We start from the raw sequence: 17656 nt of genomic DNA, 5'->3' as shown, positions 1-17656 counted from the left end.
CATGTCGCCCCGCATGCCGAGCCGCCGCACGGTTCTGGGCGGCCTTGTTTCGACTGCGCTTGCAGCCCCGGTTCCGGCTTTTGCCGGGGCCGGGGCGCCGCGCATCGTGGCGCTGGACTGGGTGAGTGCCGCCAGTCTGGCGGCGCTGGGCGTGATGCCGGTCGCCGCCCCGGAACTGCCGCGCTACGCCCAGATCGTGGTCGAACCGGCGCTGGCGCCCGGGGTGCAGGAGCTTGGCCTGCGTGCCGAGCCCAATCTGGAACGCATCGCGCGGCTCAGGCCGGATGCCATCCTGACCGATGGCGAACTGGCACCGCTGGAGGCCCGGCTCAACCGGATCGCGCCGGTCCACCGCTTTCAGCCCCATGCCTTCGACGGCCGCGACCAGATCGCGACCGGCATGGCGGCGCTCGACGGTCTGGGGCGCACGGTCGGGCTGGAGCGGCAGGTGAACGACTATCTGGCCCGGGCGCAAGCCGCCTTCGATGGCGCAGCCCGCCTGCCGGCTATCGATCGGCGGCCGGCCTATGTGATCAGCCTGATCGATGGCCGCCGCTGCCTGGTCTTCACGGCCGACGGCCTGTTCCAGGCGGTGCTGGACCGGCTGGGCATCGCCAATGCCTGGACGGGCACGGGATCGGCCTTCGGCCATCTGACCGTCACGCTCGACCAGCTGGCCGCCCGGCCCGAGGCGCGGCTGATCAATATCGGTCATGTGCCGCTGGTGCGCGCGGCGCTGGCCATGCGCCAGCCGGTGCTGTCGAGCCTGCCCGCCATCCGGGCCGGCCGCGTCACCCTGCTGCCCGAGGTGCTGTTCTATGGCGGCATCCCGGCGGCGCTGCGCTTCCTGCATCTGCTGACCGATGCCCTGCAGGCGGAGCATGCCGCATGACCGCCCCCTTCCGCCGGCCGCCGATCCTGCTTCCACTCGCCATCGCCGGCTTTGCGGTCGCGGCGCTGCTGCTGGTCAGAACCAATCTTGCCGCCCTGGTGCCGCCCGCCCTCTGGCCCGATGCGCTGCTCGCCCCCGCCCCTGCCGACACGATGCAGGTTCTGGCCCATTACGCCTTCCTGCCACGGGTGAGCGTGGCGCTGCTCTCAGGCGGCGGACTGGCGCTGGCGGGGGCGATGCTGCAATACGTGTTGCGCAACCCGCTGGCGGAACCCGCCACCCTCGGCATTTCCGCCGGGGCGCAGCTGGCGCTCACCCTCGCCACGCTTCAGGCGCCCTGGGCCTTTGCGATCGGGCGCGAGGGCGTGGCCCTGCTCGGCGCCGCCCTCGCCTTCTGCCTGGTGCTGGTGCTGTCCGCCGCACGCGGGCTTTCCCCCGTTTCGGTCACGCTGGCCGGGCTGATCGTCAGCCTGTTCTGCGGCATGGCCGCAGCCGTGGTCACGCTGTTCAACCACGATCTGCTGATCGGGCTGTTCCTCTGGGGCGCCGGCTATCTGGATCAGGGCGACTGGCAGACGACACGAAGCCTGGTCGGCCAGGTGCTGCCGCTGGCCCTGCTCACCCTGCTGCTGATCCGGCCGATCACCCTGCTTGGGCTGGATGATCGTGCCGCGCGCGGGTTGGGCTTGAATGTCGCCTGGTTCCGGCTGGCGGCGATGGGGGCTGCCGTCGCGCTGACCGCGGTGATCGTGGCCGCGGTCGGCATCATCAGCTTCATCGGGCTCGCCGCCCCGGCGATCGCCCGGCTGGCCGGGGCGCGGCGCCCGGTCGCCCAGCTGGTGGCGGCCCCGGTGATCGGCGCCCTGCTGCTGCTGATCACAGATCAGCTGGTGCTGCTGCTGCCCACCACCTATCGCGCCTTCCCGACCGGCGCCATGACCGCGATCCTGGGCGCGCCGCTGCTGCTGATCCTGCTGCCCCGGCTGGCGGCGGCCGAGCCGCCGGCGCTGCGCCGCCATGCGCCCGTCCACCGGGCCGCCCGCCCCTGGCGGCTGGTCGCCCTGATCGCCGGCCTGACCCTGATCATCTTTGCCGGCGCGCTGCTGACCACCGGCGATGCCACAGGGCCGGTCGCCGGCCATTGGGACGAAATCCTGGCCTATCGCCTGCCGCGGGCGCTCGCCGCCTTCGCCGGCGGGCTGTCGCTGGCCATTGCCGGCACCATCCTGCAGCGCATGACCGGTAACCCGCTCGCCGCCCCGGAAGTGCTCGGCATCTCCTCGGGCGCCATGCTCGGCATCATCGCGGTGATGTTCCTGGCGGCAAGCCCCACCCGGCCTTTGCAGATCGCCGGCGGTGCCGCGGGCGCCGTCCTGATGCTGGCGCTGATCCTGGCGCTGACCCGCCGTCAGGCTTTCTCGGGCCTGCGCCTGCTGCTGGCCGGCATCGCCATGGGCTCGATCACCGGGCTGGTCGTCGCCGTGCTCAAGACCTTCCAGGATCCGCGTCTCGGCCAGCTGCTCGCCTGGCTGTCGGGCTCGACCTATGCCACCTCGATGCCGGAAGCCCTGCTCGCGCTCGGTCTCGGCCTCGCGGCGCTGGCCCTCACCCCCCTGATGCTGCGCTGGCTGCACCTGCTGCCGCTGGGCGGCCGGTTTGCCCGCACGCTCGGCATGTCCGTCGCCCGGGTGAATGCCGGGCTGCTGCTCCTGGTCGCCCTGCTCTCCGCCAGTGCCACCATCCTGGTCGGCCCGCTCGCCTTCGTCGGCATCATGGGGCCGCATTTCGCCCGTCTGGCCGGGCTGGTCAGGCCGGCGGAACAGCTGGTCGGTGCCGCACTCTTCGGCGGGCTCACCCTGCTTGCCGCCGACTGGGCCGGCCGGGTGGTCATCTTCCCCTACCAGATCCCCGCAGGCCTGCTCGCTGCCCTGATCGGCGGGCCGGTGCTGCTGCTGCTGATCGGACGCCGTGCATGACCGACACCCCCGATGACGGCTACCGCCTGCTCCGGGTGACCGCGATCACCGATCCCGGGCCGCATCTGCGCCGCCTCAGGCTGGAAGGGCCGGATCTTGCCCGTTTCGCGACGGATGACGATCTCCATGTCCGGCTCTGGCTTCCGGCCGAAGCCGGAGCGCCGCCGCCGCGCCCGAAGCTCGGCCCCGACGGCCGGCCGCTGGGGGGCGCCCGCGGCATGGCGGGTGCCATGCGCTACTACACCATCCGCCGGATCGATGCGGCTGCCGGCTGGCTGGAGGTCGATTTCGTGCTGCACGACGCCGCCGGCCCGGGCGCGGATTTCGCCCGCCGGGCGGTGCCCGGTGCCACCTGCGGCATGTCGGGCCCCTGCGGCCGCGGCGTGCCGCCCGCCCGCCGCCTGCTGCTGGCGGGGGACGAGACCGCCCTGCCCGCCATCGCCCGCATCGCCGAGGGGCTCGCGCCCGACGCCACCGGCTTCGCCCTGATCGAGGTGGAAGGCCCCGAGGACATACTGCCCTTCGATCACCCGCCGGGGCTGGCCGTCAGCTGGATCGTCCGCCGCGATGGCGGCCGCCATCCGCTGGCCGCTGCCCTCGGGCCCCTGCTGCCCGGCTTTGACCGCGCGGATGATTTCGTCTGGATCGCGGGTGAGTTCGACCAGCTCCAGACCCTCAAACCCCTGCTCGCCACCCTGCCGCGGGCCCGTCAGCTCTGCGTGCCTTACTGGCGCCGATCCGAGACCCGCTCATGACCTCTGGAAGCCTGTTCGCCAGCCTCGTCACCAGCCACTGGCGCCGCCTCACCCTCGCCATCCTGGCCGGTGGCCTGTCCGCGGCGGGGACCATCCTGCTGCTCCACCGGGTGAACGACGCCATCGCACGGGATTTCGTGCTGCCCGCGGGCTTCGTCACCGGTTTCCTGGCGCTCGCCGCCGTCACCTTCGCGGCCCGCGCCGCATCCGATCTGGCGACCAACGCCGCCGGCCAGGCTGTGGTGGCGGATCTGCGCGCAAGGCTCGCCCGGCGGATCATCGATGCACCGGTGCCGGCGCTGGAAGGCTGGGGCCGGAACCGGATTCTGCCGGTGCTGAACCACGATGTCGACATGATCAGCGATGTGGCCTTCGTCGCCGCCCCGCTCGCGATTTCGGCGATCACCGTGATCGGCGCCTTCGCCTATCTGATCTGGCTGTCGCCGGCACTCTCTGCCGCGGTGATCCTGGTGCTGGCCGCCGGCGGCTGGCTGCAGTACCGCGCCCGCCGGCGGGCGGTGCGCGGTTTCGACGAGGCGCGGGAGGGCGAGGACCGGCTGCATGCCGCCTATGCCACCATCACCGGCGGCGCCAAGGAGCTGAAGATCTACAAGCCCCGGCGCGAGAAGATCCATGGCGACATTCTGACGACCATCGCCGACATCCGCCGCATCAACGGCCGGGCGATCGCGATCTTCGTCATCGCCAATGCGCTGGGCTCGGCGCTGGTCTTCGCGGTGATCGGGGTGCTTTTGGCCTGGGCCGCCTTCAGCCCCGAGGATCCCGCCGTCTATTCCGGCTTCCTCATCCTGCTGCTGTTCCTGCGCGGCCCGGTGGAGCAGATCATGACCTCGATGCCGGCGATCACCCGGATGCAGATCGCGCTCCGCCGGATCGACGAGCTGTCGGGCCGTTTCGCCACGGCCGAGCCCGGCGCCACCGCATCGGCGGCGATGCCGGCGGAACCGGTCGAGATCCGCCTCGACGGTCTCGCTTTCGCCTTCCCCTCCACGGAAGACGGTCCCGGTTTCCGGCTGGGGCCGCTCGATCTCGGCTTCGCGCCCGGCCGGATCACCATGATCGTGGGCGATAACGGCTCGGGCAAGACGACGCTGATCAAGCTGCTGCTCGGCCTCTATCGCCCGGATGCCGGCCGGATCGTCGTCGGTGGCCGGCCCGTGGAGGATGACACGCGCGATGCCTACCGGCAGATGTTCTCGGCCATCCTGACCGATTATCACCTCTTCGACGAGGTGATGCCCGGGGCCCGGGTCAGCGACGAGGAGCTTGGCACACATCTCGACCGCCTGCGTCTCGGCACGAAGGTGGAGGTTGCGAACGGCCGCTTCTCCACGACGGAACTCTCCACCGGCCAGCGCAAGCGGCTGGCGCTGATCCATGCCTGGGTCGACCGCCGGCCGGTGGTGGTGTTCGACGAATGGACCGCCGATCAGGATCCGGGTTTCCGTCACGTCTTTCACACCGAGCTGCTGCCCGCGCTGAAGGCCGAGGGCCGGACCCTGATCGTGATCTCCCATGACGACCGCTATTTCGACACCGCCGACCGGATCATCCGCATGAAGGACGGCCGGGTGACCGAGATGGTCGACCTCACCACGCCCCGGAGGGATGGCTGATGGCAGCCGGAACCAGCGGCTTCACCCTGGACGGCGTCGGCCTCACCGCCGGTGGCCGGCCGATCCTGGCCGATATCACCCTCGATCTGGCATGCGAGGGGCTCACCGCGCTGATCGGCCATAACGGATCCGGCAAATCCACCCTGCTCGACATCCTGTCAGGGCAGACGGCGCCGACCACCGGGCGGGTGCGCTTCGCCGGCCGGCCGCTCGACCGCTGGCCGGCCCGCGATCTCGCCCGACATCTCGCCCTGCTGCCGCAGGCGACCCCGGCCGCGCCGGGCCTGCTGGTGCACGAGCTGGTCGCCCTCGGCCGCTTCCCCTGGCATGGCGCGCTCGGCCGGTTCTCCGCCGCCGATCGCCGGGCGGTGGACGAGGCCATCGCCCTCACCGGTATCGGCGGCTTCGCCGATCGCCAGGTCGACACCCTGTCGGGGGGCGAGCGCCAGCGCGTCTGGGTAGCGATGATGATCGCCCAGGACGCAAGCTGCTGGCTGCTCGACGAGCCAACCTCGGCGCTCGACATCGCCCATCAGGCGGAGGTGCTGGGGCTGATCCGCGATCTGGCCCGCACGCGTGGCTTCGCGGCGGTGCTGGTGCTGCACGACATCAACATGGCCGCCGACCATGCCGACCGGATCGTCGCGCTCCACTCCGGCCGGGTGATCGCCGACGACATACCGGCGCGGATCATGACCCCGGCACAGCTGCGGGCGATCTATGGTATCGAGATGGAGGTCACCCGTTCGGCCGCAGGCAGGATCCGGGCCTTCGCGGCCTGAGCGCACCCGGCTATCCTGTCCCCCCACCCATCCGCGGAGGCAAGATGACCGACGCCGCGATCTGCATCCCCGTCCTGGCCTCGCTCGACATTGCCGAAAGCCAGGTCTTCTATCAGGACCAGTTGGGCTTCGCCGCCGAACGCCATGGCGACTATCTGCTCGTCCGCCGCAACCGGATGGAAATCCATTTCTGGCTGACCGACGATCGTCGCTATCCGGAAAACACCTCCTGCTATATCCGCGGCGGCGAGATCCTGGACCTGCATGCCGAATTCAGCGCCCGCGGCGTGCCGGGCCTGTCGGCGATCGAAGACAAGCCCTGGGGGATGACCGAATTCCACATCCACGATCCCCATGGCAACCTGCTGCGCTTCGGCGGCTCGACCCGCGAGCTGCGCGGCTGATCAGCGCTCCAGCATGTCCCGCACCCGGTATGCCTCGATCATTGCGGTGGCATAAAGCGGGTGCAGGCCGTGCACCGGCATCGGTTTGATGGCCGAGAGCGCCAGCGGCAGCGGGTTGGCACCATCCAGCAGATGAGCGCCGATCGCCCGGCCCATGGCGCTCGCCAGCGCCACACCCCGGCCGTTATAGCCGAGCGCCATGGTGACGCCCGCCGACGGCTGGTGGATATGCGGCAGGTGATCGCGGGTCATCGCGACCCGTCCGGCCCAGCGAAAACCCATCGGCAGGCGTGCGGCCTCGGGATAGAAGCTGGCGAGCGCCGCCTCGATCCGGCGGTAGTCGGCGGCATCCCGCGGCTCGCGGAAGGCGCCGCGCCCGCCCATCATCAGCCGGCCCTCGGGGCCGATGCGGAAATAATTCGCGATCCGCCGGCTGTCGGAGACCACCGGCCGGCCCGGCAGGATGCGGGCACGAAGGTCGTCGGGCAGCGGCGCCGTCGCCACCTGGATGCTGTTGGCGGGGATCACCGTCGCCTTCAGCCCGGGCCAGAGCCGGCCGGTATAGCCATTGGTCGCGATCACCACCTGATCCGCGGTCAGCCGGGCACCGCTTGCGAAACCCAGAACCCAGCCGCCATTGCCCCGCTTGATCGACACGGCCTCCGCATCGCGGAAAATCTCCGCCCCGGCCTGGAGCGCCGCCCGGGCCAGGCCTCGGGCATAGGCGAGCGGATGCACGCTGCCGCCGCGGCGATCGATCCAGCCGCCGACGAAGCCCCGCCCGCCGGTCGCAGCCGCCATGCCCGCGGGATCGAGCATCTCAACCGCGGCCCCGCGCGCCCGCCACTGCGCCATCCGGCTTTCCAGCCGCGGCAGGTGCAGATGTTTCACGCTGGCCTGGATCCAGCCGCCACGCACCGGGTCGCAGTCGATGCCAAGCTCGTCGATCAGCGAAAACACCAGATCGGCGGTGCCGCCGGCAAAGGCGGTGGTCGCCTCGCCAAACACCCGGTCGAGCGTGTCGGGATCGTCCTTGAGCCCGGGGATCACCTGGCCGCCATTGCGGCCGCTGGCCCCGAAGCCCGGCTCGACCGTATCGACCACGATCACCGAGGCCCCGCCCCGGGCAAGGGTCAGCGCCGCGACCAGCCCGGTGAAACCGGCACCCACGATCGCGACATCGGCCCGCCGCTCGCCGGTAATGGCAGGCAGATCAGGCCCCGACGCCGCAGTGGCAGCCCAGACGGAAGCGGCAGGAGAGAAGGATGGCATGGATGCCCCCGATGCTCAGACAACAATCTCGTCCCGCACCCCAGTGCGGGACCAAGCCGCCATTGAGGCGGCGGCCAAGGGTGCGGCAGCACCCGCCCGGCAAGGGCCTAAACGACTCCGGCCATTGAGGCGGCGGCCAAGGGTGCGGCAGCCCCCCGGCGAAGGCCATACAGACTCCCCGGCGCGCAGCGCCAAGCCGCCATTGAGGCGGCGGCCAAGGGTGCGCCAGCACCCGCCCGGCGAGGGCCATACAGACTCTCAAACAGGGTGCGTGACGCGACGGAGGAAGTCCTGCGTGCGCTCATGGCGCGGATTGCGCAGCACCTCTGCCGCCGGGCCCTGCTCGACGATCCGCCCGCCATCCAGGAACAGCACCGCATCGGCAACCTCGCGGGCGAACTGGATCTCGTGGGTCACGACCAGCATGGTCATGTCCTCATCGGCCAGAGAGCGCATCACCTGCAGCACCTCGCCGACCATTTCGGGGTCGAGGGCCGAGGTCGGTTCGTCGAACAGGATCGCATCGGGCCGCATCGCCAGCGACCGGGCGATGGCCACACGCTGCTGCTGCCCGCCCGAGAGTGCGCCCGGATAGGCGTGGAACTTGTCGGCCAGCCCCACCCGCGCCAGCAGCGCCTCGGCCCGGGCGCGCACCTCGGATGCAGGCTCCCTCAGCACATGGATCGGGCCTTCCATCACGTTTTCGAGCGCGGTGCGGTGGGGAAACAGGTTGAAGCGCTGGAAGACCATCGACACCCGGGTGCGCAGCCCGTGAATGGCGGGCCCCTCGGCATCGACCAGGGCGCCGTCGATGGTGATCCGGCCGCGCTGATAGGTTTCGAGCCCGTTCACGCAGCGCAGAAGGGTCGATTTGCCGGAACCCGACGGGCCGATCAGGCAGACCACCTGGCCCTTGGCGACCTCGGCATCGATGCCCTTCAGCACCTCGTGGCTGCCATAGGATTTGTGCACGTCCTCGAAGCGGATCATCGCGCCTTCCCCATCCGAAGTTCGACCCGGCGCATGACCATGTTCAACGGGATGGTCAGGCACAGATAGAGCAGCGCCACCAGGGTGAAGACCGTCATGTTGTCGAAGGTGGACGAGGCCAGCATCTTGCCCTGCATGGTCAGCTCCGCCACCGAGATGACCGAGACCTGCGAGCTGTCCTTGAGCAGCATGACCAGATTGTTAGCATAGGGCGGCACCACGATCCGGAAGGCCTGGGGCAGCACCACCCGGCGCATCATCAGCGGCCGGCGCATGCCGATCGATTTCGCAGCCTCGATCTGGCCCTTGTCCACCGCCTCGATACCGGCGCGGAAGGTCTCGCCGATATAGCAGGAATAGGTGAGCGCCAGACCGATCACCCCGGCCTGAAAGGCGGTGAGATCCAGGCCGATCTCGGGCATCACGAAATAGATGTAGAACAGGATGACCAGGATCGGGATGCCGCGCACGAACTCGACCAGGATCCGGGTCGGCACCGCCAGGACCCGGACGCCCGAGGTCCGCAGCAGCGCCCAGACCAGGCCGAGCAGGGTGGCGAGGCACAGCGCCAGCAGGGTCACCGCCACGGTCCGCCACATGCCTTCGAACAGCAGCGGCATGTAGTCGGCGGATCGGCTGAGGAAGTCGCTCATCGAAGATCCCTGGGTGGTGGGGAGTGGCGTGCCGGAGCGGGAGGAAGGTCAGGCGGAGAGCCGCCCTGCCGCACCGCCCGGCACCCGTCCGGATCGCGTTTGCGAAGATCTTCGCAACGCCTGGCGCTTACAGCCCGTATTTTGCGAAGATCTTCGCAAGCTCGCCGCTCTCCTTGAGCTTCGCGATCGCGGCGTTGACCTTCTCCAGCAGACCCGGGTTCTCCTTCGAGACCGCGAGCGCCACATCGCCGGCCTTCAGCGGCTGATAGCCATCGACCAGGCGCAGGCCGATCCCGGGGTTCTGCGCGATCTGATAGGCCACGATCGGCTTGTCGCCGAAGCCGGCCTTGATCCGGCCCAGTTTCACATCGCGCATGATGTCGGCGATGCTGTCATAGAGCTTCACCTCGCCGAAGGTGCCGCGGGCGTTGAGCGCGTCGGCGAAGGTGGTGCCGACCTGGGCGCCGATGGTGGCGCCCTTCAGATCGTCGAGCGTGTAGTTCGCCGGCTCGTCGGCCGGCACGAACATCGCCTCGCCATAGGTGTAGACCGGGGCCGAGAAATCCACGACCTCGCGCCGCTTGTCGGTGGCGAGCATGCCGGCCGAGATCAGGTCGATCTTGCCCGTGGTCAGCGACGGGATCAGCGCCGAGAAGGCGACCACCTCGAATTCGGTGGCAAGCCCCGCCTCGGCCCCGATCGCCTGGGCCAGATCGACCATCGCGCCGGTCGGCTTCTGGCTCGACGTGTCGACGAAGGTGAAGGGCACGCCGGTGGTGGTCACGCCCACCTTCACCGTCTCTGCTGCGAAAGCCGGCGCCACGGCGCCGATGGCCAGTGCCGTGATTGCGGCAGCAAGCGTCTTCAGCCTCATGAAACTTCCCCTGTTCGTTGTCCTGCCGACCATCGCAGGGCAGCGCGGCGCCGGGCTCCCCCCGGCAACCACGCACACCACCGGCAGTCCCGTGCTGGTGGCGCAGACCCCCGCCCTGCGATGCGGATCGGCTTCGGCGTTGACTGATTTTCATCGTAGTGAAATTATCGAGGGGCGCAATGAAATTGGTCAGCCGATTTCATTTTCGTGAAAAGGCCTGCACGACAGGCGATTCCGTTCGCCTGCCGCGGTGGTCACCGGCGGTCGGGGCGTTGCGGAACGCATGGTCGGGCTGGAAATTCGTGAAAAAATATGGCCCTCCTTTCAACAGAGTGAACCTGAAGGTATCCACCACCGATGACACCCCCTGAGTCGCCCCCGGCGTCGATCCCCGAGATGCCCGTCGTCGAGCCACTGACTGAAGAGGACGATCTCAGCCTCGGCCTCGCCGTGCGCCGGGCGCGTCAGGCGCGGGGGCTGTCGCTGAAACAGGTGGCCGATGCCGCGAATGTGTCGGTGGGCTTTCTCAGCCAGATCGAGCGCGGGATCTCCTCGCCCTCGGTTCGCGCGCTCAGGGCGATCTGCGCCATTCTGGACGTGCCGGTGCTGGAACTGCTGGGCGGCGGCGAAAGCGATCCGAACAACGAGGCCCGGCGCATCGTCCGCGCCGGCCAGCGCCGCCGGGTCGATTTCGGCGACAAGGGCATGGTGAAGGAATTCCTGACCGTCCACGACCAGGGCATGCTGCAGGTGATGGAGCTGACCCTCGATCCCGATGGCGGATCAGGCGAGGATGCCTACAACCACGAAGGCGAGGAATGCGGCGTGGTTCTGGAAGGCCGGCTGGAGCTGTATGTCGACGGTGCGGTCTACCGCCTGGGCGAGGGCGACGCCTTCCATTTCGAAAGCGCCTCGCCGCACAAATTCCGCAACCTCGCCAATGGCCGCACCCGGATTCTCTGGATCACCACCCCGCCGGTCTGGTGACGGGGGCACAAGAGGGCGTGCAGGGGGTTCACGTCACGGACCGCCGGTTTGCGGTGGTCTGCGCCCGCGCCTATGATCGCCCGACCATCCCGTCAGGAGCCGCCATGTCCCCCGCCCGCATCCAGTCGCGCCGCAGCTTCATCTTCACCCCCGGCACCCGGCCGGACATGTTCCCCAAGGCGCTGGCCTCGGGCACCGATATCGTCTGCGTCGATCTTGAGGATGCGGTGGCGCCGAAGGACAAGCCCGAGGCGCGCGACAGGGCTTTCGCCTATGTGCCGGTGACCGAAGGCGACCCGCGGGTGGAGCGGATCATCCGCATCAACTGCCTGCGCACGCCCGAAGGCATGGCCGACGTCAAGGCGCTGATCGAGGCGGAGCGCCCGGCGCCTGCCGTGATGCTGCCCAAGGTGAAAGGGCCGGAAGAGGTCCGCAACCTCGCCGACCTGCTGGACGAGTATCAGCGCCCCACCCGGCTGCATGTGATCATCGAGACCAATGAGGGCCTGGAAGCCGCGGTCGAGATCGCGACCTCCAGCGAGCGGATCGAGGCGCTGTTTTTCGGCGGCGTCGACATGGCCGCCGATCTGCGCTGCCGCAATGTCTGGAACGCCCTGCTCTATGCCCGCTCGCGCGTCGTCCACGCGGCGGCCACCGCCGGTGTCGACGTCATCGACGTGCCCTGGCTCGACCTGGAAGACGAGGCCGGCATGATCCGCGAGGCCGAGGCCGCGGCCGACCTCGGTTTTTCGGGCAAGGGCACCATCCACCCGAAGCAGATCCCGCACATCAACCGGGTCTTCACCCCCGACGACGCCACCGTCGCCCATGCCCGCAAGGTGCTGGACGCCTTCGCCGCCGCCGATAGTGGCCTGCTGGTGGTCGACGGCAAGCTGATCGAAAAGCCGGTGCTGCGCAGCATGACCCGGATCGTCAACACCTGGGAAGCCGCGCAACGGGGTTGATGCACGGCCCGCGCGCCGCCATACTTGGCCGAATACTTCACCCGATCCTGCAACCGTCCAGGGGGCGACCGATCATGACCGCCATGGTGCCGCACATGATGTCCTGCGTCGTCCCCCCGCCGGCCATTGCCCGGGCCGGCACCCCGCCGCCGCCCGCCGGCCGCGCCGCCGCCTGACCGGCGGCCGCCTTTTCACGACCCCGCCCCTCGGATCCTGAACCATACGGTTCGATCGGTCCCGGCTGACGGCTGATGCAGCCGGGCCGGCAGGGTTGTCGTGACATCCGGCAAAGACGGTTTTTCCAGATCCGATGACCGGTTTCCTTCGTGCCGCGGGCCATTTCGGCCCGACGGCGGCGTTCGTCTGCCTGTGGAGCAGCGGCGCCATCTTCATCCGGCTCGGGCTCGATCATGCGAGCCCGCTTGCCTTCCTCAGCCTGCGCTTTGCGCTGGCCCTGCTCGCCATCACGATGATCCTGCGCCTTCAGGGGCAGCGCTGGCCGCGGCTTCAGGCCTGGCCGCGGCTGCTTGCCACCGGCCTGCTGCTGGTCGGCGCCTATGCCGTCTGCTACATGGCGGCGATGGATCAGGGCATGACGCCCGGCGCCGTCGCCACCATCATGGGGCTGCAGCCGGTGCTGACCCTGGTGATGACCGGGGGCGCGCGCAGTCGGCGCCGGGTTGCGGGGCTCGTACTCGCCCTCGCGGGGCTCGTCACCGTGGTCTGGCAGAGCCTGGCCGCCGCCAGCCTCACCCCGGCAGGCGCCGGCCTCGCTCTCGCAGCACTGGCCGCGATGACCGCAGGTGCCCTGCTCCAGAAGCGTTCCACCATCGACCCGCTCACGGCCATGCCGGTGCAGTATCTGGCCGCCCTCGCACTCTGCCTGATCGTCCTGCCGACAGAAGCGGTGCGGTTCGACGCCGTGCCGGCCGTGGTACTGCCGCTGCTCTGGCTCGCTCTGGTGATCTCGGTCGGTGCCCAGCTGCTGTTCTACCGGCTGATCCGGGCAGGCGATCTCGTCAACGTCACCAGCCTGTTCTATCTGGTGCCGGCCGGGACCGTGCTGCTCGATTTCGCGGTCTTCGGCACGGTGCCGGCCCCGCTCGCGCTTTGCGGCATGGCGGCGATCCTGGGCGGGATCGGGCTGGTCTTCGGTCGCGGTCAGCCGGCGGCGGCAAAAGCCTGAACCGCCGCGCGCGCCGCATCGAAACGCGCGCGCAGACCGGACGGCAGCGGCCGGGGGTCGATCCTCCGGCCGCGGCGCGGGGTGGCGACCGCCACCCCCGCCACCTCGGCGGCCAGGGCTGCAGTGCCGACCGCGGTCAGCTCCGGCTCGTCGGAGACGATCACCGGCCGTTCCAGACAATCGGCCAGCATCCGGCAGAAATAGGCATTGGCCGCCATGCCGCCATCGATCGGTACCGGGTCGGTGAGCGGCTGATGGCGGCCGATCACCGCCACCACTTCGGCCATGCGGAGCGCGATGCCTTCAAGCAGCGCCTGCATCATCCGGCCCGGCCCGGTATCGAGCCCCAGCCCCAGCCAGGCGCCGCGCGCCCGCCGGTCCCAATGCGGACAGGCGAGCCCCGCCAGCGCCGGCACGAAGACCGGCCCGTCGAGCGTGGCCGGGGCGCCGTCGAAGGCGCCGATATCGTCATGGCCGGCAAACAGCCCCAGCCCCTGCGCCCAGTTCACCGCCGAGGCGGCACAATAGACCCCGCCTTCCAGCGCATGGACCGGCGCCTCCCCCGCCTTCTGCCAGGCGATGGTGGGCAAGGGGCCGTCTCGCCCCGCTGCCATCCGCCGGTCGGTCACCACCAGGGCGAAGCCGCCGGTACCGAAGGTGATTTTGCCGTCGCCCGCCTGCCGGCAGCCATGGCCGTAAAGCGAGGCCTGCTGGTCGACCAGGCTTGCGGTCAGGCGAAGGCCGGTGCCGGCCAGGGTGCCGAAATCGCCGGTGCTGGGCCCGATCGGCGGCAGCGCCTCGATCGGCACGCCAAACAGCCGGCACAGCTCAGGATCCCAGTCGCAGCTGTCGAGATTCATGAGCGCGGTGCGCGAGGCGGTGGTGACGTCGGTTTCGAACCGTCCGGTCAGCCGGTCGCGGAAGAAGGCATCGGTGGTGCCGAGGCGGAGCCGCCCCAGCCCCGCCAGCCGCCGCGCCGCAGGGATCTCGCGCAGGATCCAGGCAAGCTTGGAGGCCGAGAAATAAGGATCGAGCGGCAGGCCGGCCCGCGACAGCACCATATCCTCGGCCCCGTCGGCGCGCAGCCGGTCAACGACGTCGCGGGTCCGGTCATCCTGCCAGACCAGCACCGGAGAGATGGCCTCGCCGGTCGCCGCATCCCAGGCGAGGCAGCTTTCCCCCTGATTGTCGATGCCGACCGCAAGCGGCGCGCCCGCCGCCCGGGCTGCATCGAGGCAACTGCGGAGGTTCCGGATCAGCTCTTCCGGGTCGTGCTCGACATGGCCGGGGGCCGGGTGGATCTGGCGATGGGGCAGGCTCGCCACGATCCGCGTCCCGCCATCGGGCCCGACCAGCACGGCGCGGGTGGTGGTGGTGCCCTGATCGATGGCAAGAATGGTCATCACCGCGCGTCCCAGCCGAACGTGTAGCGGCCCGACCGCACGACCGGCAGGGCGTCGATCGGCACCAGGATCCGCCGTTCCGGCCGGCTGCGCAGACGCTGCGACCAGATCTCCCGCCCATCATCGGTCAGGACCAGCCGCCCCGCCACCCGGCTGTCGACCCGGAACTGAATATGGTCGTGAACCCGCAGGCCCGGCCTGCCACCGGCGATCAGCTGCGGCAGGGCAAAGCGCAGCGGCGCGCCCGCAACGACCACCGCAAGCCCGCCGGCGGCCGGCAGGCGGCCGGCCAGGTCGAGCGCGATCGCCCGGCCGGTGCGACGGCCTTCCTTCCAGCTCCAGCCCGCGGTTTCCACCGGGCGCAGCAGGTTGCCCGCGGCAAAGACCGCGGGATCCGAGCAGCGGCCGAACTCGTCGATCACCGGGCCGCCGGTCGCGGGATCACGGGCAAGATGGCTGCCGGCGAACAGCGTCGCCTCGGGCCGGAAGCCGCCGGTCACGACGACGCCATCGGTCTCGATCACCCGCTCAGCGCCGTCGGCATCGCGCAGGGTGACGGCGGTGACCCTGTCCCGCCCCTCGATGGTCCGAAGCGCAGTCCCGGTCAGCAGTTTCACCCCCAGCAGCCGGGGCAACAGACCGGCCGGCCAGCGGGCAACGGTGCCCTGGCCGGGCTCGATCATCGCCACCGGCCGGATGCCCGCCTGGACGCAGGTGATCAGGGCCGAGAACGAGACCAGTTCGGTGCCCAGCACCACCGGCCGGCTGAAGGGTTTCAGATGGTCCAGATGCACCAGCCCCTGAAGCGCGCCGGTCGAGAGCACGCCGCCGGGCTTGGTGCCGCCGATCAGCCGCTGGGCGCGGCTGGTCTCGCGCACGCCGGTTGCCACCAGCACGCGCCGGGCCCGGATCACCCCCAGCCCCGCGTCCGGCGTCGAGACGTCGAGTTCAGGGCCGGAAGCCCCGGAGCCCGGACGGATCGCGGCCACGGTCACGCGGGTGCGGATCTCGACCCCGGCGGCCGCGGCGGTGCGCATCAGCCGACGGGCATAGGCGGGGCCGGTCATCAGCCGGCGGAATTCGCGCAGGCCGAAGGGCGAATGGGCACAATGGCGCGGAATGCCGCCAGCCTCGGCCTCGCGGTCCAGCACCAGCACCCGGTCGACGCCCTGGCGGCGCAGCTCGGTCGCGGCGGCGAGCCCGGCCGGGCCCGCACCGATCACCACCACATCCCAATGCTCCGCGGTCATGCCTCGTCTCCCGCAGCTGCAGGTGGGGCGGTCGTGGGATCGGCCGTCATCGGCACCGCCAGCCGGCCGGCGGTGATCGCCGCCAGAGCCTCGGAACAGTAGAAACCCTGGCAACGGCCCATGGTCACGCGGGTGCGCCGCTTCAGCCCCGCCAGGCTGCGGGCGCCGGTCGGGCCATCAAGGGCGGCCTCGATCTCGCGCCGCGTCACCCGCTCACAATGACAGACCACGCCGCCATTGCCGGGGCATTGCCAGTCGCGGGTCTCGTGCTCGGCCAGCATCGGCATGCGCGGCCAAACCGGATCGGCGATCGCCTGGTGGCCCGCAAGCAGGCCGGCCACCAGGCGATGGACATGGGCGGCGGTGCCGAGTGCCGAACTCAACCCCGTGGAGCGGATGCCGCCGACGGTCACATAGCGCCGTGCCGCCTCCACCCGGATCCGGTAGTCCTTGAATTCGGTGGCGGGGCGGAGCCCGGCATAGATCGCAGTCACCTCGTGATCCTTCAGCGCCGGCAGGATCTCGGTGCCGCGGCGGATCAGCGCCTCCAGGGTTTCGGGCACCAGCCCGGCGCGCTCGCGATCCTCCTGCTCCTCGGCGGTGGGGCCGACCAGTAGATTGCCGAAGGCGGTGCGGCAGACGACGATGCCCTTGGTCACCTTGTTCGGCACCGGCAGCAGGATGTGGCCGGCAAGGGCCGCCGCCGGCTTGTCATAGACCACAAACTGGCCCTTGCGCGGCCGGATGGTGAAATCGGTGGTCCCGGTCAGCAGATCGTCCAGCCGGTCGCCCCAGAGGCCTGCGGCATTGATCACCAGCCCGGCCCGCACGGCACCCCGCGGGGTTTCCAGGCGCCAGGTGCTGCCGTCGAACACCCCGGCGGTGACGGGGGCCGCGGTCATCAGCCGGGCGCCGTTCTCCACCGCCTGGCGCAGATAGGCATGGGGGGCGGACCAGGGGTCGATCACATATTCCCGCGGCACCCGGAAGGCGGCGCGCACCCCCGGCCCCAGCGCCGGCTCCAGCCGGCGGGCCTCGGCTTCCGTCAGCGGCTCGACATCGTCGACGCCGTTCGCCCGGGCCTGGGCGATCAGATCGGGCAGGGTTGCCGCCTCTTCATCCGTCCAGGCGACGACCAGGGCGCCGGTCTGCAGCAGCGGCAGGTTCAGCCGCGCGCGGATCTCAAGATATTCCCGATAGCCCGCGGCGATGCAGGCCGCCTCCACCGATCCGGGCGGGGCGTCGAAGCCGGTATGCAGGATGGCGCTGTTGCCCTTGGAGGCCCCGTCGAGCACGTCGGCCGCCTTCTCGATCAGCACCACCCGGGCGCCTTCCAGCGTGAAGCGGCGGGCGAGCGCGCAGCCGATCACCCCGGCGCCGATGATCGCGACGTCGAAGGTGCCATCCGCATGTCCGTTGGGGAATGCGTCGCCGGCCGGGGCCATGCCTGTCCTCCTGCGGTTCAGGGTTTTCTCCTGCGGGTCAGGGCCGTCTTTCCTGCGATCAGCCTGCCCTAAAATGCCCGAACGGTCAACTTTACCACAAAATTATGACCGTTCGGGCATTCATGCCGGCACATGCACCTTGACTCGGGCATTGGCCGATGTCCTACTTTGATGAACGGAGGACG

The 17656-nt window shown here is 70.2% G+C and carries 17 protein-coding genes; 10 read left to right on the top strand and 7 right to left on the bottom strand.

Going from position 1 to position 17656, the window contains the following annotated elements; all coding sequences use genetic code 11:
* The first annotated feature begins 1 nt into the window (after position 1).
* The 6 genes from TMO_RS28760 to TMO_RS28735 are packed head-to-tail and all read left to right on the top strand — an operon-like array spanning position 2 to position 6446.
* Entirely contained in the window at positions 2 to 892 is an 891-nt protein-coding gene (locus tag TMO_RS28760; protein WP_014748593.1) for an ABC transporter substrate-binding protein, read from the top strand.
* Complete coding sequence (fhuB, locus tag TMO_RS28755) at positions 889 to 2868, top strand: Fe(3+)-hydroxamate ABC transporter permease FhuB (RefSeq protein ID WP_014748592.1); 1980 nt, start codon at positions 889 to 891, stop codon at positions 2866 to 2868. The genes TMO_RS28760 and fhuB overlap by 4 nt, the downstream gene beginning before the upstream one ends.
* Positions 2865 to 3623, top strand: a complete 759-nt coding sequence (locus TMO_RS28750; RefSeq protein WP_014748591.1) for a siderophore-interacting protein — start codon at positions 2865 to 2867, stop codon at positions 3621 to 3623. Before fhuB ends, TMO_RS28750 begins: the two co-directional genes overlap by 4 nt.
* Entirely contained in the window at positions 3620 to 5260 is a 1641-nt protein-coding gene (locus tag TMO_RS28745; protein WP_014748590.1) for a cyclic peptide export ABC transporter, read from the top strand. The genes TMO_RS28750 and TMO_RS28745 overlap by 4 nt, the downstream gene beginning before the upstream one ends.
* The gene (locus TMO_RS28740; RefSeq protein WP_014748589.1) at positions 5260 to 6042 is read left to right on the top strand and encodes an ABC transporter ATP-binding protein; all 783 of its coding nucleotides are present in this window, start codon (positions 5260 to 5262) and stop codon (positions 6040 to 6042) included. The genes TMO_RS28745 and TMO_RS28740 overlap by 1 nt, the downstream gene beginning before the upstream one ends.
* Positions 6043 to 6086: 44 nt before the next feature.
* Positions 6087 to 6446 (top strand): bleomycin resistance protein, encoded by a 360-nt coding sequence (locus TMO_RS28735; RefSeq protein WP_014748588.1) that lies wholly within the window; start codon positions 6087 to 6089, stop codon positions 6444 to 6446.
* Here TMO_RS28735 and TMO_RS28730 read toward each other — a convergent pair whose 3' ends face one another.
* From TMO_RS28730 to TMO_RS28715, 4 genes are all read right to left on the bottom strand, one after another.
* On the bottom strand, positions 6447 to 7718 hold the full coding sequence (locus TMO_RS28730) for an NAD(P)/FAD-dependent oxidoreductase (RefSeq protein WP_041608260.1): 1272 nt from the start codon (positions 7716 to 7718) through the stop codon (positions 6447 to 6449). It lies immediately after the preceding gene.
* Between the two features lie 258 nt (positions 7719 to 7976).
* Entirely contained in the window at positions 7977 to 8708 is a 732-nt protein-coding gene (locus tag TMO_RS28725; protein ID WP_014748586.1) for an amino acid ABC transporter ATP-binding protein, read from the bottom strand.
* Positions 8705 to 9361, bottom strand: coding sequence for an amino acid ABC transporter permease (locus TMO_RS28720; RefSeq protein ID WP_041608259.1), 657 nt, complete (start codon positions 9359 to 9361; stop codon positions 8705 to 8707). The genes TMO_RS28725 and TMO_RS28720 overlap by 4 nt, the downstream gene beginning before the upstream one ends.
* 127 nt (positions 9362 to 9488) lie before the next feature.
* The gene (locus tag TMO_RS28715) at positions 9489 to 10235 is read right to left on the bottom strand and encodes a substrate-binding periplasmic protein (protein WP_014748584.1); all 747 of its coding nucleotides are present in this window, start codon (positions 10233 to 10235) and stop codon (positions 9489 to 9491) included.
* On the opposite strand from TMO_RS28715, the gene TMO_RS31470 reads away from it, so the two are divergent.
* The 4 genes from TMO_RS31470 to TMO_RS28700 all read left to right on the top strand — a co-directional run bounded on the left by TMO_RS31470 (position 10234) and on the right by TMO_RS28700 (position 13373).
* On the top strand, positions 10234 to 10446 hold the full coding sequence (locus tag TMO_RS31470) for a hypothetical protein (protein ID WP_145978541.1): 213 nt from the start codon (positions 10234 to 10236) through the stop codon (positions 10444 to 10446). The genes TMO_RS28715 and TMO_RS31470 overlap by 2 nt on opposite strands.
* A 146-nt stretch (positions 10447 to 10592) precedes the next feature.
* A complete protein-coding gene (locus tag TMO_RS28710) occupies positions 10593 to 11222 on the top strand; it encodes a helix-turn-helix domain-containing protein (protein WP_228382396.1) in 630 nt (209 codons plus the stop codon).
* Between the two features lie 104 nt (positions 11223 to 11326).
* On the top strand, positions 11327 to 12187 hold the full coding sequence (locus TMO_RS28705; protein ID WP_041608256.1) for an HpcH/HpaI aldolase/citrate lyase family protein: 861 nt from the start codon (positions 11327 to 11329) through the stop codon (positions 12185 to 12187).
* 310 nt (positions 12188 to 12497) lie between these two features.
* Complete coding sequence (locus TMO_RS28700; RefSeq protein ID WP_014748580.1) at positions 12498 to 13373, top strand: DMT family transporter; 876 nt, start codon at positions 12498 to 12500, stop codon at positions 13371 to 13373.
* Here TMO_RS28700 and TMO_RS28695 read toward each other — a convergent pair.
* Genes TMO_RS28695 through TMO_RS28685 form a run of 3 tightly spaced genes read right to left on the bottom strand, consistent with a single transcriptional unit; the run spans position 13349 to position 17471 of the window.
* Positions 13349 to 14776 (bottom strand): FGGY family carbohydrate kinase, encoded by a 1428-nt coding sequence (locus TMO_RS28695; RefSeq protein WP_041608254.1) that lies wholly within the window; start codon positions 14774 to 14776, stop codon positions 13349 to 13351. The genes TMO_RS28700 and TMO_RS28695 overlap by 25 nt on opposite strands.
* Complete coding sequence (locus TMO_RS28690; RefSeq protein ID WP_041608252.1) at positions 14776 to 16026, bottom strand: NAD(P)/FAD-dependent oxidoreductase; 1251 nt, start codon at positions 16024 to 16026, stop codon at positions 14776 to 14778. Before TMO_RS28690 ends, TMO_RS28695 begins: the two co-directional genes overlap by 1 nt.
* Positions 16023 to 17471, bottom strand: coding sequence for an NAD(P)/FAD-dependent oxidoreductase (locus TMO_RS28685; protein ID WP_014748577.1), 1449 nt, complete (start codon positions 17469 to 17471; stop codon positions 16023 to 16025). The genes TMO_RS28690 and TMO_RS28685 overlap by 4 nt, the downstream gene beginning before the upstream one ends.
* Positions 17472 to 17656: the final 185 nt, after the last annotated feature.

Source organism: Tistrella mobilis KA081020-065, from assembly GCF_000264455.2.
Lineage (GTDB): Bacteria > Pseudomonadota > Alphaproteobacteria > Tistrellales > Tistrellaceae > Tistrella > Tistrella mobilis.
Note: the sequence above shows the minus strand (reverse complement) of the source record. Positions and strands in the feature narration are given on the sequence as shown.

Bases quoted from the DNA above. Each gene is read 5' to 3' on its own strand.
- TMO_RS28760 (WP_014748593.1), top strand. From the start codon at position 2: ATGTCGCCCCGCATGCCGAGCCGCCGCACGGTTCTGGGCGGCCTTGTT.
- fhuB (WP_014748592.1), top strand. From the start codon at position 889: ATGACCGCCCCCTTCCGCCGGCCGCCGATCCTGCTTCCACTCGCCATC.
- TMO_RS28750 (WP_014748591.1), top strand. From the start codon at position 2,865: ATGACCGACACCCCCGATGACGGCTACCGCCTGCTCCGGGTGACCGCG.
- TMO_RS28745 (WP_014748590.1), top strand. From the start codon at position 3,620: ATGACCTCTGGAAGCCTGTTCGCCAGCCTCGTCACCAGCCACTGGCGC.
- TMO_RS28740 (WP_014748589.1), top strand. From the start codon at position 5,260: ATGGCAGCCGGAACCAGCGGCTTCACCCTGGACGGCGTCGGCCTCACC.
- TMO_RS28735 (WP_014748588.1), top strand. From the start codon at position 6,087: ATGACCGACGCCGCGATCTGCATCCCCGTCCTGGCCTCGCTCGACATT.
- TMO_RS28730 (WP_041608260.1), bottom strand. From the start codon at position 7,718: ATGCCATCCTTCTCTCCTGCCGCTTCCGTCTGGGCTGCCACTGCGGCG.
- TMO_RS28725 (WP_014748586.1), bottom strand. From the start codon at position 8,708: ATGATCCGCTTCGAGGACGTGCACAAATCCTATGGCAGCCACGAGGTG.
- TMO_RS28720 (WP_041608259.1), bottom strand. From the start codon at position 9,361: ATGAGCGACTTCCTCAGCCGATCCGCCGACTACATGCCGCTGCTGTTC.
- TMO_RS31470 (WP_145978541.1), top strand. From the start codon at position 10,234: ATGAAACTTCCCCTGTTCGTTGTCCTGCCGACCATCGCAGGGCAGCGC.
- TMO_RS28715 (WP_014748584.1), bottom strand. From the start codon at position 10,235: ATGAGGCTGAAGACGCTTGCTGCCGCAATCACGGCACTGGCCATCGGC.
- TMO_RS28710 (WP_228382396.1), top strand. From the start codon at position 10,593: ATGACACCCCCTGAGTCGCCCCCGGCGTCGATCCCCGAGATGCCCGTC.
- TMO_RS28705 (WP_041608256.1), top strand. From the start codon at position 11,327: ATGTCCCCCGCCCGCATCCAGTCGCGCCGCAGCTTCATCTTCACCCCC.
- TMO_RS28700 (WP_014748580.1), top strand. From the start codon at position 12,498: ATGACCGGTTTCCTTCGTGCCGCGGGCCATTTCGGCCCGACGGCGGCG.
- TMO_RS28695 (WP_041608254.1), bottom strand. From the start codon at position 14,776: ATGACCATTCTTGCCATCGATCAGGGCACCACCACCACCCGCGCCGTG.
- TMO_RS28690 (WP_041608252.1), bottom strand. From the start codon at position 16,026: ATGACCGCGGAGCATTGGGATGTGGTGGTGATCGGTGCGGGCCCGGCC.
- TMO_RS28685 (WP_014748577.1), bottom strand. From the start codon at position 17,471: ATGGCCCCGGCCGGCGACGCATTCCCCAACGGACATGCGGATGGCACC.